This is a genomic window from Pseudarthrobacter sp. B4EP4b (assembly GCF_006680095.1).
Classification (GTDB): domain Bacteria; phylum Actinomycetota; class Actinomycetes; order Actinomycetales; family Micrococcaceae; genus Arthrobacter.
Genome location: NZ_VHIJ01000006.1, coordinates 94,708 through 109,219 on the forward strand (window position 1 = coordinate 94,708; position 14,512 = coordinate 109,219).

A 14,512-nucleotide genomic window follows, 5' to 3' on the forward strand; every position below is an offset into this window, starting at 1 on the left:
CTGAACCCCAGCAGACCGGAGTCGTGAGTGCGTTGGTTACTTTTACTGAGCTTGGTTCCCCTGACATCTTTGCGGGCCGGACATCGCTGAACGGCTTTCCGACGACTGATGGGCCCGCCGGGCTCGCCGCCGTCCACTGCGGTACCAGCATGGAGCTGGTTACCCCGGCGGTGGGACCGCCCGCCGTCGGCTACACCTTTGGGCCGGACGACGGCGGCAGTGTCCAGCTGCCGCCGGTGTGGCGCTGCGGCTGTGGCTTCCAGCTGGACGCAGGTCTGGGTGCAGCCCACATCCCCGCCCTGTCTGCATGAGCACCCATGCCCTGGTGGTGGGGCAGAAGCCGGCCACGCTCCTGTCCGGGGCAACCGTGGCGGCTCGCTACGAGCTCAAGGAACGGCTGGGCCGCGGTTCGCTCGCTGAAGTCTTCCGCGCCGTTGACCGTGAGGGCGGCCCGGACGTAGCCGTCAAGGTGGCTGTGGGCGACTCGAGGAAACACTTCAAGCGGACCACGAACGAAGCCGACGTCCTTTCTGGATTGGACCATCCGTCGATCATCAGATTTATCACGCAGGGCGTGATGCCTGCCGGGACACCGCTGGCCGGCCGTCCCTTCCTGGTCGAAGAACTGGCCCTGGGAGCGAGCCTCTCCGAAGTGATCCACACGCACCCGCCCCAGGCCCCCGATGTTGCCGCCTGGGCCTGCGGCCTCTTTGGAGCGCTGGCCCACCTGCACGAAAAGGACCTGGTGCACCGTGATATCAAGCCTGCCAACCTGATGCTGAGCGGTCTTCGGAGAAGTCCTGTGCGCATCATCGACTTCGGCATCGTTGCTGCGGCGGGTTCGCCTCCCGAACCTGGCATCTCATCGGGAACGGTGCACTATATGAGCCCTGAGCAGGCTGCAGGCGGACCGGCGCGGACCACCTGGGATGTCTATGCCATGGGACTGGTGCTGCTGGAGCTGCTGACCGGAGCCAAGGCTTTCCCCGGCACAGCCATCGAGTCGCTGGTGGCCAGGACTCTCCGAAGCCCCGCCGTTCCGGACTCCCTTGGACCTGGCTGGTGCAACCTGCTCCAGGCCCTGACGGCCATGGACAGCGCTGCACGGCCGACCGCTGCCGAGGCCGCCGCAATGGCCGGCCGGCTGGTACGCACACCACCTGCGAAGGCGAGCGGTCCCTGCAGGAAATTGACCGTGTTCCCCTCGCGCCGGATCGGGCAGCCGGCTTAGGGCTCCGCCACGTTCTTTCCAGTGGGATCCTCGGCGGTGGGATCAGCAAGGGCCAGGCCGCCCACGGGGCTGCCGTCCCAATGGAGGAGCTTCCAGCCGTTGCCCGGATCGCCTTCCAAGGCCACGATTCCGGTGTTGGCCAGTACGTGCTTCGCGGCGAACTCGTGGTCCGCGCCGTTAGCCCGGCGTCCGGCCCAGGTGCGAATGGCCGCACCGTGGCTGACCACGGCCACGGTGGCCTCCCCGCCGGATGCCCGTTCCAGAACGGTTGCGATGGCGGCGTCGAAACGCCCGAAAAATTCGTGCCCGTCCGGACCTGCAGGCATCCGCCGGTCAAGGTCTCCTGCGGCCCAGGAAATCACCGTTCCCATGTACCGCTTGTGCGATTCGTGGTCCGTCAGCTTTTCCAGCGACCCCGCCTCGATCTCATGCAGGCCGTCCAGCACCTCCACGTCCAGGCTTTGCCTCCGGCCCAGGGGCGCCGCGGTGATCTGCGTCCTGATGAGGGTGGACGCGTACAGGGCGTCGATCCGCTCATTTGCCAGCGCCCGGGCCAGGGCTTCCGCCTGCCGTTTACCGAGTTCGGTCAGCCCGGGGCCGGGGTGGGCCGTGTCCAGTTGGCCAAGCACGTTGCCGGGGGTTTGCCCGTGGCGGATGAGGAGCAGCTTCATGCCTCCAGTTTCGCACCTGCGAGCATGCCTCCCGGCCAGCCCCGGGAAAGGCTCCTGCAACAAAAGGCGCCGGGCTCCGCAAAGCCCGGCACCGCCGTCGTACTATTCCTGGCCGCTGCAGCCGGATTACTTGAGGTGGTCCACCAGCTGGTCCGCGATGCCCGTGTACTTGCCGGGCGTCAGCGCTAGCAGGCGCGCCTCGGCATCGGCTGACAGGCCGAGGCCCTGCACGAATTCCTGCATCCGGGCGGCGTCCACGCGCTGTCCGCGGGTCAGGTCCTTGAGCCGCTCGTAGGGGTTCTCCATGCCTTCGACGCCGGCGATCGCCTCGGCGCGCATCACCATCTGGATGGCCTCGCCCAGGACTTCCCAGTTGGTGTCGAGGTCCCCGGCCAGCACATCCTCGGCTACATCCAGGCGTTCCAGGCCCTTGGCGACGTTGGAGATGGCCAGAAGTGAGTGGCCGAACGCCACGCCGATGTTGCGCTGGCTGGAAGAGTCCGTGAGGTCCCGCTGCCAGCGGGAGGTGACCAGCGTCGCGCCCAGGGTGTCCAGCAGGCCGTTGGAGATCTCCAGGTTCGCCTCTGCGTTTTCGAAGCGGATGGGGTTGACCTTGTGCGGCATCGTCGATGAGCCCGTGGCACCTGCCACCGGGATCTGCGCGAAGTAGCCGATGGAGATGTAGCTCCAGATGTCCGTGCAGACGTTGTGGAGGATGCGGTTGAAGCGCGCGACGTCGGCGTAGAGTTCTGCCTGCCAGTCGTGGCTCTCGATTTGAGTGGTGAGCGGGTTCCAGGTCAGTCCCAGGGCCTCGACGAAGGACTTGGACACCTGCTGCCAGTCCGCGCCGGGAACGGATGCAACATGGGCTGCATAGGTGCCGGTGGCGCCGTTGATTTTGCCCAGGTATTCAGTCTTGGCAATGCGGTCCAGCTGGCGGGTCAGGCGATGCGCGATGACCGCCAGTTCCTTGCCGAGCGTGGTGGGGGTGGCGGGCTGGCCGTGGGTGCGCGAGAGCATGGGGACTGCGCGGTTGTCCTGGGCCATTTTGCTGATCTGGGCCACCAGGGCGCGTGCGGCAGGCAGCCACACGTCCTCCACAGCACCCTTGACGCCCAGCGCGTAGGAGAGGTTGTTGATGTCTTCTGAGGTGCAGCCAAAGTGCACCATGGCCGTCAGGTTTTCGATGCCGATGGCGGGCAGGCGGCGGCCGATGTAGTACTCCACAGCCTTCACGTCATGGACAGTGACTGCCTCGATTTCGGCGAGTTCGGCCACTGAGGCGGCGTCGAATTCGGTGACGATCGCGCGGAGCTGCTCCTGCTGCTGCTCGGTCAGGGGACCGGCGCCCGGGAGGACGTTGTTGCTGGTCAGGTGGATGAACCATTCAACTTCGACGGCGACGCGGTCGCGGTTGAGGGCTGCCTCGGACAAGTAATCAACGAGGGGCGCGACGGCAGACTGGTAGCGGCCGTCCAGCGGGCCAAGCGCGATTTTTTCCGGGGACGCGGCGAGGGCCAGGCGTCCTGAGGGCGTACGGGTATCAGCTGTGGCGGCGGTTTCAGGCATGTGCTGATTCTTTCATGAACTGCCGTGGCAGCTTTAGCTGGTTACTTGTCCACATAGCCGACGCCGGTGGTTGGGTACCCGCGTTGTCCTCCGTAGCGTTCATGCCAGGCGGATCAGCGGGGCCGCCTTGCGTAGAAAGGTGGTCGGTTGATGGGCAGCCAACTGGCGGAGGCAGACCTGCAACAGGAGATGCTGCGCGTCTCGCAGGTGAGGGCATTGGCCGAACGGGTGGCCGTCTGCGTTGTCCGCGGTGAGGACGTTGTGGACAGCTTCAGGGAAATCCAGCTGCTGCAGTGGGAGTCCCCGGCAGGCCGCGCATACCGGGACGCGGTTTTGCTTCAGTCGGCAGCCCTGCGCCGTGCGCTGGAAGCCTTGATGGAGGCCAGGGCTGCGGTGGAGCGGCACAGCCAGGAGACCTTCACTGCCGGCTGCACGTCTCCGGCTGCGCGCTGATGTCTGAGGTGATGCCCTCAGGCAGCGGCTCCATCCACCTGTCCGGCCCTCCCGACGACGGATTCCTCACCATCCGCGGTGGTGTGGGCGGCATCAGGTTCCAGCTCGAAGAGCTGACGGGCGGCGCTGAGAAGCTCGATGAGCTGGCGGACAAGCTCTCTGGACTGGAGGTTGAAATCCGCCGGATCTGGGAGGACCTGGTGCCTTTCCAGGACTTGCCCCGATGGTCGGGCAGCCTGGCGATGAACGCCGTCGACGAGTCCGAGCGGTCCATTCAAAAAGTGCGGACTGAGCTGCAGCGCATCAGCAGCCACGTTCGGGCCTGCAAGCAGGAGTACGAAGTGGCGGAAGCCGTGGCGGGGACGTACAGCAACCCCGACCGGCCACTCATCGCCGCTGAGCTGGAGATGCAGTCAGACTTCTGGCGGACGGGATTCCTGAACAGAACGGCTGTTGAGAACCTGACTGCGCTGGCGGTTCCCGCAACTCCCCTCGCCAAGATGCTGGTGGAGGCTGCGTATCCAGGAATGAGGCCGCGGCCCATTGAAGTCCAGCCGCAAGAAAGCATTCCCATTGATTTCGATCCTTCTCCCGCGGGTCTGCTGGAACGTATCCGGCTGATTGAAGCGCGAGGAGCCGGCTTCATCGAGGTGGTCGAGGTCGAGAACGCAGGACAAAAGGCATACGTGGTGGTAATTCCCGGCACGCAACTGAACACACCGGACGAGAATCCATTCGGCTTGAACGGAATAGTCGAGGGCGTTGGCAACCGTTCCGGCAATGTGAGCGAGGCGGTTCTTGAGGCGCTGAAAGCGGCCGGCGCCCAAAAGGGCGCCACGGTGGTGGCAGCGGGCTACAGCCAGGGTGGGATCCACGCGATGAACCTGGCTGCGAACGAAGATTTCCTGAGCGATTACGACCTGAAATACGTGCTGACAGCAGGGTCACCCGTGGCAGGAATCAGGCCGGATCCCGGCGTCAGCACCCTCCATCTGGAGCATCGGACCGACTGGGTTCCCGGCACCGACGGAGCACCCAACAGGGACGCCAGGAACCAGGTAACGGCGACTATGAACAATGATTTGTACGCTCAAACTGGGGAGCGGGTGGGTATTGGTCCGGGTCACCAGCTCAGCAGCTACCAGGACGGAGCCCGGGCAGTATCAGCCAGCAATGATCCCTCACTGCTGGCGTCCACGGCAGCACTCGGTGCGGCATTGGGAGCGGGCGGAACAGCTACGGCCACACGGTTCTCCCTGTCCCATACCAAGGGTCCCACGGAGAATCTCCACACGGCGGACAACCGAAGGCAGGAGCGCGGGTACGGCGGACGGTAGCGGGCGCAGCACCATCGCTGAGTTAGCTACCGTCGGGTGCCGGTAATCCTGCCGGCTACGAGTGAGACCAGGGTGATGATGATCGCCGCCAAAACGGCGGTCCAGAAGAAGGAATCGATGGTGAAGTGCACCGGAGTGTAGCTGCTGATCCAGGAGGTCAGGTAGAGCATCGCAGCATTGATCACGATGGTGAACAGGCCGAGAGTCAGGATGGTGAGGGGCAGCGCGAGGAGGCTCACCAGGGGGCGGACCAAGGCATTTACCAGGCCGAAGATGAGGCCGATGAACAGGTAGGCGAGGACAATCCCGATGGTGTCCGTCCCCTGTGTCACGCCGGTCTTTGCCACCGCATCCGCTGTGGCGGAGCTGGAGATCTCCAGCCCTGGCAGTATCCAGCCCGCCACCCAGAGGGCGAGGCCATTGATCAGTACCCGGGCGATCAGTCTCATAGGCCCATGGTTTCACACCGTCCTAGGGTTGGCTCAAAGGCAGACTGCCGGCCGCGGGCTCCCGGCTCGCCTTTCAGGTGCCCGAATCACTCAACCTGATCCCCGGCACAATCCAGCCTTCCCTCCGGCATCGGGAGAAGTAGGCTGGTCTCCATGACGTCATCAAACGCCCTTGCCGGGGGTATCCAGCCGCGTCCTGTGGTGGCAAGGCTGCCACGCTACGCCGCGGGCAAACCTCCCGCGGCCGTGGAGGGACTGGCCAGCTACAAGCTGTCGTCGAACGAAAACCCGCTGCCTCCCATCCCCGCGGTTGTCGAGGCCATCGCGAGGCAAACGGACTTCAACCGCTACCCCGACCCCTTGAGCAGCCGCCTGCGCACCGAGCTGGCCGGATTCCTCGGTGTTCCCGCCGAGGATATTGTCACCGGCGCCGGAAGCCTGGGCGCGCTGAACCAGCTGCTGGCAGCGTTCGCGGGGCGGAATGAAGACGGCAAGCCGGATGAAGTGGTTTACGCCTGGCGCTCCTTCGAGGCCTACCCCATCAGCGTTGGCCTCTCGGGTGCAGACGGCGTTCCCGTCCCGCTGACCACCGAGGGCCGCCATGATCTCAAGGCCATGGCCGCGGCAGTCACAGCCCGAACCAAAGTGATCCTCCTGTGCACCCCGAACAATCCCACCGGTCCTGCCCTCCGTGCCGCTGAGACCGAGGCCTTCATCCGCTCTGTCCCCGCCGACGTGGTGGTGGTCATCGACGAGGCGTACCAGGAGTTCGTGCGCGAGCCCGGCGCGGTGGACGGGATCAGCCTCTACCGCAAGTACCCGAACGTGGTGGTGCTCCGTACCTTCTCCAAGGCACACGGGCTGGCAGGCCTGCGCGTTGGCTACAGCATCTCCAATCCGGAGCTGACGCAGCACCTGCGGGTCGCAGCCACACCCTTTGCCGTGTCGCAGATTGCGGAAACGGCAGCAATTGTTTCCCTCCAGAATTACCCCCAGGTTGTAGAAAGGGTACAAAGGCTGGTGGATGAGCGGGACCGGGTCACCGCAGGGCTGCGCAGCTTGGGCTGGGCTGTTCCCGACGCGCAGGGAAATTTTGTCTGGCTGGATATCGGCGCCGACAGCATAGGGTTCGCCGAACTGGCGGCCACACAAGCACTGTCGGTGCGGGCATTTGCCGGCGAGGGAGTAAGGGTGAGCATCGGTGAGGAAGAGGCGAACAGCCGGTTTCTCGCGTTGTGTGCGAACTATACAAAGGCCCCGCGCGCTTCCTAGCACTTAACAAGTAGCTTTGCGCTTAGTTACTGAGGATAAAGTTAGGATCAGTAAGCCAACATATATGCCGTAAGGGGAATCTATTCCCTTCAAGGCATATATCCCAGCGACATTGCATTGCATCCGGATGCGGCAAGCAAGGAGACGGTATGGGCACACATCTGCCTTCCACCGAGTTCGACGGAACAGCTGTAGACGATCAGCGCGAGGCTGATGCCGAAGCAGTCATGGGTGAGCCCCCGGCACCGATGGTCCAGCTCCTCGGCCCGGACGGGAAGCTGGGCTTCGATCCTGTGTTTACGGACTACGCCAGGAAACTGACCCCGGAGGTGCTCCGCGGACTCTACGCTGACATGGCCGCCATCCGCCGGTTCGACGTCGAAGCGACTGCCCTGCAGCGCCAGGGCCAGCTGGCCCTCTGGGTTCCACTGACAGGCCAGGAAGCCGCACAGATTGGTTCCGGCCGCGCAAGCCAGCCGCAGGACTACATCTTCCCCACCTACCGTGAACACGGTGTTGCCCTTACCCGCAACGTGGACTTGGCCGAGCTCCTACGCCAGTTCCGGGGTGTTTCCAACGGCGGCTGGAACCCCAAGGACACCAACTTCCACCTGTACACCCTGGTCCTGGCAGCACAGACACTTCATGCGGTGGGATATGCCATGGGAATCCAGCGGGACCAGAAACTGGCCGCCGCCACTGCCGCCGGAACCGGAAATCCGGCCGCTGAGCCGGCCGCGGCGGTGATCGCCTACTTCGGTGACGGCGCCAGCTCCGAAGGCGACGTCCACGAATCCATGGTGTTCGCCTCCTCCTACAACGCCCCCGTGGTGTTCTTCTGCCAGAACAACCATTGGGCGATCTCTGTCCCCACCGAAGTGCAGACCAAGGTGCCGCTGTCCAACAGGGCCAAGGGGTACGGCTTCCCCGGTATCCGGGTTGACGGCAACGACGTCATCGCGGTCCACGCCGTCACGGAATGGGCCCTGGAGCACGCACGCCAGGGCAAGGGCCCCGTCCTGATTGAGGCCTTCACCTACCGGGTGGGCGCGCACACCACAGCGGACGACCCCACAAAATACCGGCAGGCAGCAGAAGAGGACGCCTGGAAGGCCAAGGACCCCCTGGCCCGCCTGGAGAAGTACCTGCGCTCCGAAGGCATGGCGGACCAAGAATTCTTCGCCAAGGTCAAAGCCGATGGGGATGAGCTCGCCGCCTACGTCCGCCGCACCACGCACGACCTCGAGACCCCGGACATCCGCACCGCCTTTGCCAACACGTACGCTGAAGCCCATCCACTGGTAGCCGAAGAACTCGCATGGTTCGAGGAATACTCGGCCGGGTTCGCAGGCGAGGAGCCGGAAGAAGAGCCGGCCCGGCAGGCAGTATCAGCCCAGGCGTCCCCAAAGGCAGGCCACTGATGACCACCATGACCATTGCCAAGGCCATTAACGAAGGCCTCCGCACCGCACTGACAGACCATCCCAAGGCCTTGCTGATGGGCGAAGACATCGGTGCCCTGGGCGGCGTCTACCGCGTGACGGACGGCCTGATCGGCGAGTTCGGTCCCGACCGCGTAGTGGACACACCGCTGGCCGAATCCGGCATCATCGGCACCGCCATCGGCCTGGCGCTGCGCGGCTACACCCCAGTCTGCGAGATCCAGTTCGACGGCTTCGTATTCCCGGGCTTCAACCAGATCACCACGCAGCTGGCAAAGATCCACTCCCGCAGCAACGGCAACCTCAGCGTCCCCGTGGTCATCCGCATCCCCTACGGCGGGGGCATCGGATCCATCGAGCACCACTCCGAATCGCCCGAGGCGCTCTTCGCCCACACTGCCGGGCTCCGGATCATCACCCCGTCCAACCCCCACGACGCCTACTGGATGATCCAGCAGGCAGTCCAGTGCCAGGACCCCGTGATCGTTTTCGAACCGAAGCGGCGCTACTGGCTCAAGGGCGAAGTTGACGTTGAGGCTCCCGGCGCGGCCGGTGATCCCTTCAAGGCCCATGTCCTGCGCTCCGGCACAGACGCCACCATTGTGGCCTACGGACCGCTGGTTCCGGTGGCCCTCGCGGCAGCCAACGCCGCAGAGGAAGACGGACACAGCCTGGAGGTCATCGACCTGCGCTCCATCTCGCCCATCGACTTCGACACCGTCACCGCCTCGGTCCAAAAGACCGGCAGGCTGATTGTGGCCCACGAGGCCCCCACCTTCGGCGGGATTGGCGGTGAGATTGCGGCCCGGATCAGTGAGCGCGCATTCCACTCGCTGGAGGCACCCGTGATCCGCGTCGGCGGCTTCCACATGCCCTACCCCGTTGCCAAGGTGGAGGAAGACTACCTTCCGGACATCGACCGCATCCTCGAGGCGCTGGACCGCGCCCTCTCCTACTGAGGACACCATGACCCTGAACAAGTTCAACCTCCCTGACGTGGGCGAGGGCCTCACTGAGGCGGAAATCGTCTCCTGGAAAGTGAAGCCCGGTGACGCAGTAGCCATCAACGACGTCCTCTGCGAGATCGAGACCGCCAAGTCGATCGTGGAACTGCCCTCACCCTTTGCCGGCACCGTCAGCGAACTTTTGGTCCCCGAAGGCATCACCATCGACGTTGGTACAGCCATCATCAGCGTCAGCGACGATGTTTCCGGCGACCCCACGCCGGCTGACGTGCGGGCTCCCGAAGCCCCCGTCCAGCCGCTGTACGGCAAGCTCCCGGCGGACGTGCCGGAAGAAGCAACGGCCGACGGCGGCGGGCCGGGCAGTCCCCTGGCCGGCGGTCCGCTGGTGGGTTCCGGACCCAAGGCAGACGCCGTCAAGCGCCGGCCGCGGAAGACCGCGCCCGCCGACTCCCACACGCTCAACGCCCCGGAGGTGGAGCCCGTCCAGCCCCGCTCCTCCAACAGCGACGCGGCGGAACCGGAGAGTGCGCCAGCCGCCGCAGCAGGCCCAACCGGCGAAACCCTGGACCAACGGCCCACGTTCGGCGGTGCCATCACCGGACTCGTCAACAAGGTCCTGGCAAAACCTCCGGTCCGCAAGATCGCCCGCGACCTGGGCATCGACCTGGCAGACGTCGTGGCAACAGGCCTGCGCGGCGAGGTGACCCGCGAGGACCTGGTCAGCTACCAGGCACAACGGGACGCCGAACTGGACAAGGCGGACGGATTCTGGGGCAAGGCCGGAAAGCCCCAGGACCAGCGCATCGAGCAGATCCCCGTCAAGGGGGTCCGCAAGGCGACGGCCAAGGCAATGGTGGACTCGGCCTTCTCGGCACCGCACGTGAGCATCTTTGTGGACGTGGACGCCAGCCGCACCATGGAATTCGTCAAGCGGCTCAAGGCCTCCAGGGACTTCGAAGGCATCCGTGTCTCCCCCCTGCTCATCCTCGCCAAGGCCGTGATCTGGGCGGCTGCCCGGAACCCCAGCGTCAACGCCACCTGGGTGGACACCGCTGAAGGTGCCGCCGAAATCCATGTCAAGCACTACATGAACCTGGGTATCGCCGCGGCAACACCGCGCGGCCTGATGGTGCCGAACATCAAGAATGCGCAGGACCTGTCGCTGAAGGAGTTGGCGCTGGCCCTGAACAACCTGGCCACCACGGCAAGGGCCGGAAAGACCCAGCCGGCCGAAATGCAGGGCGGAACGCTGACCATTACCAACATCGGCGCGCTGGGCATCGACACCGGCACCCCGATCATCAACCCGGGCGAAGTGGCCATCGTGGCCTTCGGAACCATCAAGCAGAAGCCCTGGGTGCTGGACGGGGAAGTGATCCCGCGCTGGATCACCACCCTGGGCGGCTCGTTCGACCACCGCGTGGTGGACGGCGACCTGTCCGCCCGCTTTATGGCCGACGTCGCCGCTATCCTGGAGGAGCCGGCGCTCCTGCTGGATTAGGAAACATGGTCATCAACGCCGGCGCCATCCGTGCCAAAAACCGGATTGCCGGGTGGATCACCGAGGTGTTCCAGCCCCCCGTGGTGGTGAGTGTGCAGCTGCTCGTCAGCCCCCTCACCCAGCCGGGGTTTCCCGGCACCATGGCGTACGGGGCGCTGGCAGCATTATTCGTGTGCGTCATCCCGCTCCTCCTGCTCCTGGTCCTGGTGCGGCTGGGAAAGGTTACCGATCATCACGTCAGCGACCGGAAGCAGCGCGCGCCCGTGCTGCTGATGACGCTGGGATCGATCGTGGCAGGACTGCTGGTGCTGGAAGCTGCAGGGGCACCGGAGAGCGTCGTTGCCATGGTTCTTGCCGTGGTGGGCGGGGTGGTGGTGCTGGCCGGCGTCAGCCCGTTCTGGAAGATCAGCGGGCATGCGGCCGCGATATCCTCGTCCGTCGTGATTGCCGTCATGATGCTCGGCCCGGCCTGGCTTCCGTTGCTCCTGCTTATCCCCGCCGTGGGCTGGTCCCGCGTGGTGCTGCGGGCCCATACGGCGGCTCAGGTGGTTGCCGGGTCACTGTTCGGCGGCGTGGTGATGGCCGGTATCTGGTGGCTGCTGCAAGGCTGGATGGTGCCTTAGCCCGGGGAACGAACCCGGGAGCCTCAGAAAGTCGAGTAAGCGGTAAGCATTTCGATGGTGGTGGGATCGGCCATGGTTCCAAGGGAAACGGCTGCCGCGATCATCAGCCCGCCAAGTACGGCTCCCGCACTGCCCAGGGCGGTCAGGAGCTTCCAGTCTTCCCGCAGAACGCTGGCCACAGTGGCCGGCATGTCCAGGCCGGGAACAATCAGGTTGGGCGCGCTGTCCACGCTTCCGTCATCCAGGAGTGCAACCACGGTGCCGTTGCCGCGGTCAACCCGCATAGAGCAGATGTGGTTGCCGTGCCGGGCCAGGAGGATGTCGTGGCCTACGAGCTGGCGGCGCTGGAGAGTGAGCAATGGGGCCCCTTGATAATGGAGGAAGGTGGGTGTCCGCGCCGTTGGGGGCTTATCCAATTTTATCGTTGCGCCCACAGCATAAAGGGCGTAAAAGGGCGTGAGAACGGACACCCACCGGGGCGACTTCCGCCACCCCGGGGCGTGTCCGCGGTAACTGTCAGTCGGCGTCGTAGGTGTTGGCGATGTAAACGTCGCAGGGAGCGTTGTGGGCCACGCTGTTGGCAACGCTGCCCAGCACCCGGCCAATACCCTGCATGCGCCGGTTGCCAACCACGATGATCCGCGCTTCCATCCGCAGGGCCTCCTTGATGAGGGCATCCGCCGGGCGGCCCCGGGCTGCCGAGTAGGTCACCTTGATGTCCCGGCCCAGGGATTCGGCAACGGTGCGGGCCACATGCTCAGCGGCGTCGGCGTCGGAAACGATCCACTGGTCGCTGCCGCTGCCAAAGACTTCGGTGCGGTCGCTGTCAAAGGCCGAGACCACGTGAAGTGACGCGCCCAGCGCAGCAGCCAGGTCCCGGGCCGACTCCGCAGCCTTCTTTGCCGTACCGCTGCCGTCCACCCCTACAACGATGATTCCGCTCATGTATTGCTCCTTTGCTTGGTATGCGGGCTTAAGTCCGGTGAGCCCTACGCTACAGCCCGGCGATGGCTTCCCGCAGTACCGGCGCCAGGCGGCGCACACCCTCGGTGATCGCCTCCGGAGGCACGGCGCTGTAGGCGAGGCGCAGCTTATTGGACGGCTCGTCCGACGGCGTGAAGGCGGCGCCGGGGATGAACACCACTCCGGCGTCGATCGCCTTGTGCAGCAGCGGGTAGGTGTCCACGCCCTCGGGCAGTGTCACCCAGACGAAAAAGCCGCCTTCGGGAGTGGTCCAGCTGGTCCCCGGGGGCATGTGCTCCTCGAGGGCATCGAGCATGGCGCGGCAGCGTTCGGCGTACAGTCCGCGGTAGGTCTCCACCTGGCCCTTCCAGTCATACTCCCGCAGGTACGCGGAAACCATCATCTGGTTCAGCGCGGGCGGGCAGAGCGTGACCGATTCTGCCGCGAGGTAATACCGGCGCTGGAGATGCTCCGGAACCAGGGCCCACCCAATGCGCAGGCCCGGGGCGAAGATCTTGGAGAAGGACCCCAGGTAGATAACGTCCCCCGGATTCTCAGCGCGGAGCGGTGGAAGCAGTTCGCCTTCGAAGCGCAGGAGCCCGTACGGGTTGTCTTCCAGGACTAGAATATTCGCCCTGCTGCATATATCCACGATCTGTTGCCTCCGGCTCCGGGCGAGGGTAATGCCGGAGGGGTTGTTGAAGTTGGGGATCGTGTACAGGAACTTGATGTTTTTCCCGGCCAGCTGCAGGGCCGCGATCCTGGCCTCCAGCAGGTCCGGGACCAGGCCGTCCTGGTCCATCTCCACCGTTTCCACCTGGACCTGGTACGCCTCGAAGGTATTCAGGGCGCCCACGTAGGTGGGGTCTTCCACCAGGACCACATCTCCGGGGTTGCAGAAGACTTTGGTGGCCACATCCTGCGCGGACTGCGATCCTGCGGTAATCACCACGTTTTCGGGCCGTGCGTCGAGGATGCCTTCTGCCGCCATCACGTCGCAGATCTGCTCACGGAGTTCCTGGGTGCCTTGTCCGCTGCCGTACTGGAGGGCGGTCAGGCCGTCCGTGGCGATGATGGCGGCAGCGGTGGCGGCCAGCCGGTCGAGGGGCAGGGACTGCAGGTAGGGGCTTCCGCCGGCAAGCGAAACAAGTCCCGGGCGCAGGGAAATATCAAAGACATCCCGGACGGCGGACTGGCGTATGTTGGCCGCGCGCTCTGAAAACAAGTCCTCATGGCGGTGGGCGGACGTGGCTGCCCGCTCGATGGCATCTATGGCTTCGGCGGGCAGCGTCCGTGCTGCGGCGTCCAGTGTCTCATGGGTCACATCCACAGGATACAGCCGGGAGTTGCCGACTAGGCAACATTCGTTTATTCGGAGCTTGATCTCGGGGACAACGTGGAGGAACAGGAGCACGTAGGCCGGTCAGTCGAGGCGCAACGCTTCGGCCAGGCCGTTGCCGTTTACATAGATTTCGGCACGGATGGCTCCCACGGCTGCCACCGCTGTTTGGGTCAGTTGCGCTTCCACCCGGGGGATGTCGCAAACCCCACCCAGCCGGAGTGTTCCGGCCAAATACACCGTGACGGTGGTGCCATCGAAGCTGCCTGACAGGAACTTCAGGTCGGAGTTGGTCAGGGCGTTGTAGGTCTTGCGTGCCGGCTTGGGCAGCACTGCTTCGGTTGGTGCTTCGAGCAGTGCCCCCACTGCGGCAGGCAGAGGCTCCTCTGCGGCGGGACTGGTGCGGGCCACCCCCACCAGGCTGTCATTGCAGCCGAAGCGCACGCCGTTGGTTCCGCCGTCGTCCAGCAACACGTAATAGGCCGTCACTGCCTGCACCGCCGCTGCCCTGCCTGAGGGGGCCGGCGCGGATGTCGCTGGACTTTGCGACGCCGGTACTTCCGGTGTGCCAGGGACGGGCGCCGGGGTGCCGCCGGGCCCGGTCCCGGTTGAGGCGGCAGGAGCCTGGGCGGCTTGGGTTTCCAGCGCTTCGGGCGTGGGCGCACTTTGGGGCGGCGGGGGGTCCTGTGGCTGGGGC

16 protein-coding genes are annotated in these 14,512 nt (G+C 65.2%); 9 read left to right on the top strand and 7 right to left on the bottom strand.

Annotation, left to right across the window (positions count from 1 at the left end; all coding sequences use genetic code 11):
* The first annotated feature begins 23 nt into the window (after positions 1-23).
* Together FNL14_RS02565 and FNL14_RS02570 are read left to right on the top strand one after the other, a co-directional pair.
* Entirely contained in the window at positions 24-311 is a 288-nt protein-coding gene (locus tag FNL14_RS02565; RefSeq protein ID WP_142057409.1) for a hypothetical protein, read from the top strand.
* On the top strand, positions 308-1,231 hold the full coding sequence (locus FNL14_RS02570; protein ID WP_142057411.1) for a serine/threonine-protein kinase: 924 nt from the start codon (positions 308-310) through the stop codon (positions 1,229-1,231). Before FNL14_RS02565 ends, FNL14_RS02570 begins: the two co-directional genes overlap by 4 nt.
* Here FNL14_RS02570 and FNL14_RS02575 read toward each other — a convergent pair.
* Positions 1,228-1,902: a histidine phosphatase family protein gene (locus FNL14_RS02575; protein WP_142057413.1), complete on the bottom strand. Its 675-nt coding sequence runs from the start codon at positions 1,900-1,902 to the stop codon at positions 1,228-1,230. The two genes, FNL14_RS02570 and FNL14_RS02575, sit on opposite strands and share 4 nt — an antisense overlap.
* A 126-nt stretch (positions 1,903-2,028) precedes the next feature.
* Complete coding sequence (gene purB, locus FNL14_RS02580; RefSeq protein WP_142057415.1) at positions 2,029-3,471, bottom strand: adenylosuccinate lyase; 1,443 nt, start codon at positions 3,469-3,471, stop codon at positions 2,029-2,031.
* Positions 3,472-3,621: 150 nt separating this feature from the next.
* Here purB and FNL14_RS02585 point away from each other — a divergent pair, with 150 nt between their 5' ends.
* Together FNL14_RS02585 and FNL14_RS02590 are read left to right on the top strand one after the other, a co-directional pair.
* The gene (locus FNL14_RS02585; RefSeq protein ID WP_142057417.1) at positions 3,622-3,924 is read left to right on the top strand and encodes a hypothetical protein; all 303 of its coding nucleotides are present in this window, start codon (positions 3,622-3,624) and stop codon (positions 3,922-3,924) included.
* Positions 3,925-3,935: 11 nt separating this feature from the next.
* Positions 3,936-5,261 (top strand): hypothetical protein, encoded by a 1,326-nt coding sequence (locus FNL14_RS02590; RefSeq protein WP_255470677.1) that lies wholly within the window; start codon positions 3,936-3,938, stop codon positions 5,259-5,261.
* Between the two features lie 26 nt (positions 5,262-5,287).
* On the opposite strand, the gene FNL14_RS02595 is transcribed toward FNL14_RS02590, so the two are convergent.
* A complete protein-coding gene (locus tag FNL14_RS02595) occupies positions 5,288-5,710 on the bottom strand; it encodes a phage holin family protein (protein ID WP_142057421.1) in 423 nt (140 codons plus the stop codon).
* A gap of 153 nt (positions 5,711-5,863) precedes the next feature.
* Here FNL14_RS02595 and FNL14_RS02600 point away from each other — a divergent pair, with 153 nt between their 5' ends.
* The 5 genes from FNL14_RS02600 to FNL14_RS02620 all read left to right on the top strand — a co-directional run bounded on the left by FNL14_RS02600 (position 5,864) and on the right by FNL14_RS02620 (position 11,513).
* Complete coding sequence (locus FNL14_RS02600; RefSeq protein WP_142057423.1) at positions 5,864-6,982, top strand: histidinol-phosphate transaminase; 1,119 nt, start codon at positions 5,864-5,866, stop codon at positions 6,980-6,982.
* A gap of 149 nt (positions 6,983-7,131) precedes the next feature.
* The gene (pdhA, locus tag FNL14_RS02605; RefSeq protein WP_142057425.1) at positions 7,132-8,403 is read left to right on the top strand and encodes a pyruvate dehydrogenase (acetyl-transferring) E1 component subunit alpha; all 1,272 of its coding nucleotides are present in this window, start codon (positions 7,132-7,134) and stop codon (positions 8,401-8,403) included.
* Positions 8,403-9,383: an alpha-ketoacid dehydrogenase subunit beta gene (locus tag FNL14_RS02610; RefSeq protein WP_142057427.1), complete on the top strand. Its 981-nt coding sequence runs from the start codon at positions 8,403-8,405 to the stop codon at positions 9,381-9,383. The genes pdhA and FNL14_RS02610 overlap by 1 nt, the downstream gene beginning before the upstream one ends.
* 7 nt (positions 9,384-9,390) lie before the next feature.
* Entirely contained in the window at positions 9,391-10,890 is a 1,500-nt protein-coding gene (locus FNL14_RS02615) for a dihydrolipoamide acetyltransferase family protein (RefSeq protein ID WP_142057429.1), read from the top strand.
* A gap of 5 nt (positions 10,891-10,895) precedes the next feature.
* Positions 10,896-11,513 (top strand): phosphatase PAP2 family protein, encoded by a 618-nt coding sequence (locus tag FNL14_RS02620; protein ID WP_142057431.1) that lies wholly within the window; start codon positions 10,896-10,898, stop codon positions 11,511-11,513.
* Positions 11,514-11,536: 23 nt separating this feature from the next.
* Here the strand turns inward: FNL14_RS02620 and FNL14_RS02625 are convergent, their stop codons facing one another.
* From FNL14_RS02625 to FNL14_RS02640, 4 genes are all read right to left on the bottom strand, one after another.
* On the bottom strand, positions 11,537-11,872 hold the full coding sequence (locus FNL14_RS02625; protein WP_091419547.1) for a hypothetical protein: 336 nt from the start codon (positions 11,870-11,872) through the stop codon (positions 11,537-11,539).
* 157 nt (positions 11,873-12,029) lie between these two features.
* Positions 12,030-12,458, bottom strand: coding sequence for a universal stress protein (locus FNL14_RS02630; protein WP_091419548.1), 429 nt, complete (start codon positions 12,456-12,458; stop codon positions 12,030-12,032).
* 49 nt (positions 12,459-12,507) lie between these two features.
* Entirely contained in the window at positions 12,508-13,800 is a 1,293-nt protein-coding gene (locus FNL14_RS02635; protein WP_091419655.1) for a PLP-dependent aminotransferase family protein, read from the bottom strand.
* Between the two features lie 99 nt (positions 13,801-13,899).
* Positions 13,900-14,512 (bottom strand): hypothetical protein (locus tag FNL14_RS02640; RefSeq protein ID WP_255470678.1); only part of this gene is annotated, 613 nt, incomplete at its 5' end.

Coding starts and splice junctions, on each gene's coding strand:
- FNL14_RS02575 (WP_142057413.1), bottom strand. CDS start 1,902: ATGAAGCTGCTCCTCATCCGCCACGGGCAAACCCCCGGCAACGTGCTT.
- FNL14_RS02585 (WP_142057417.1), top strand. CDS start 3,622: ATGGGCAGCCAACTGGCGGAGGCAGACCTGCAACAGGAGATGCTGCGC.
- FNL14_RS02600 (WP_142057423.1), top strand. CDS start 5,864: ATGACGTCATCAAACGCCCTTGCCGGGGGTATCCAGCCGCGTCCTGTG.
- purB (WP_142057415.1), bottom strand. CDS start 3,471: ATGCCTGAAACCGCCGCCACAGCTGATACCCGTACGCCCTCAGGACGC.
- FNL14_RS02595 (WP_142057421.1), bottom strand. CDS start 5,710: ATGAGACTGATCGCCCGGGTACTGATCAATGGCCTCGCCCTCTGGGTG.
- pdhA (WP_142057425.1), top strand. CDS start 7,132: ATGGGCACACATCTGCCTTCCACCGAGTTCGACGGAACAGCTGTAGAC.
- FNL14_RS02620 (WP_142057431.1), top strand. CDS start 10,896: ATGGTCATCAACGCCGGCGCCATCCGTGCCAAAAACCGGATTGCCGGG.
- FNL14_RS02615 (WP_142057429.1), top strand. CDS start 9,391: ATGACCCTGAACAAGTTCAACCTCCCTGACGTGGGCGAGGGCCTCACT.
- FNL14_RS02630 (WP_091419548.1), bottom strand. CDS start 12,458: ATGAGCGGAATCATCGTTGTAGGGGTGGACGGCAGCGGTACGGCAAAG.
- FNL14_RS02570 (WP_142057411.1), top strand. CDS start 308: ATGAGCACCCATGCCCTGGTGGTGGGGCAGAAGCCGGCCACGCTCCTG.
- FNL14_RS02590 (WP_255470677.1), top strand. CDS start 3,936: ATGCCCTCAGGCAGCGGCTCCATCCACCTGTCCGGCCCTCCCGACGAC.
- FNL14_RS02610 (WP_142057427.1), top strand. CDS start 8,403: ATGACCACCATGACCATTGCCAAGGCCATTAACGAAGGCCTCCGCACC.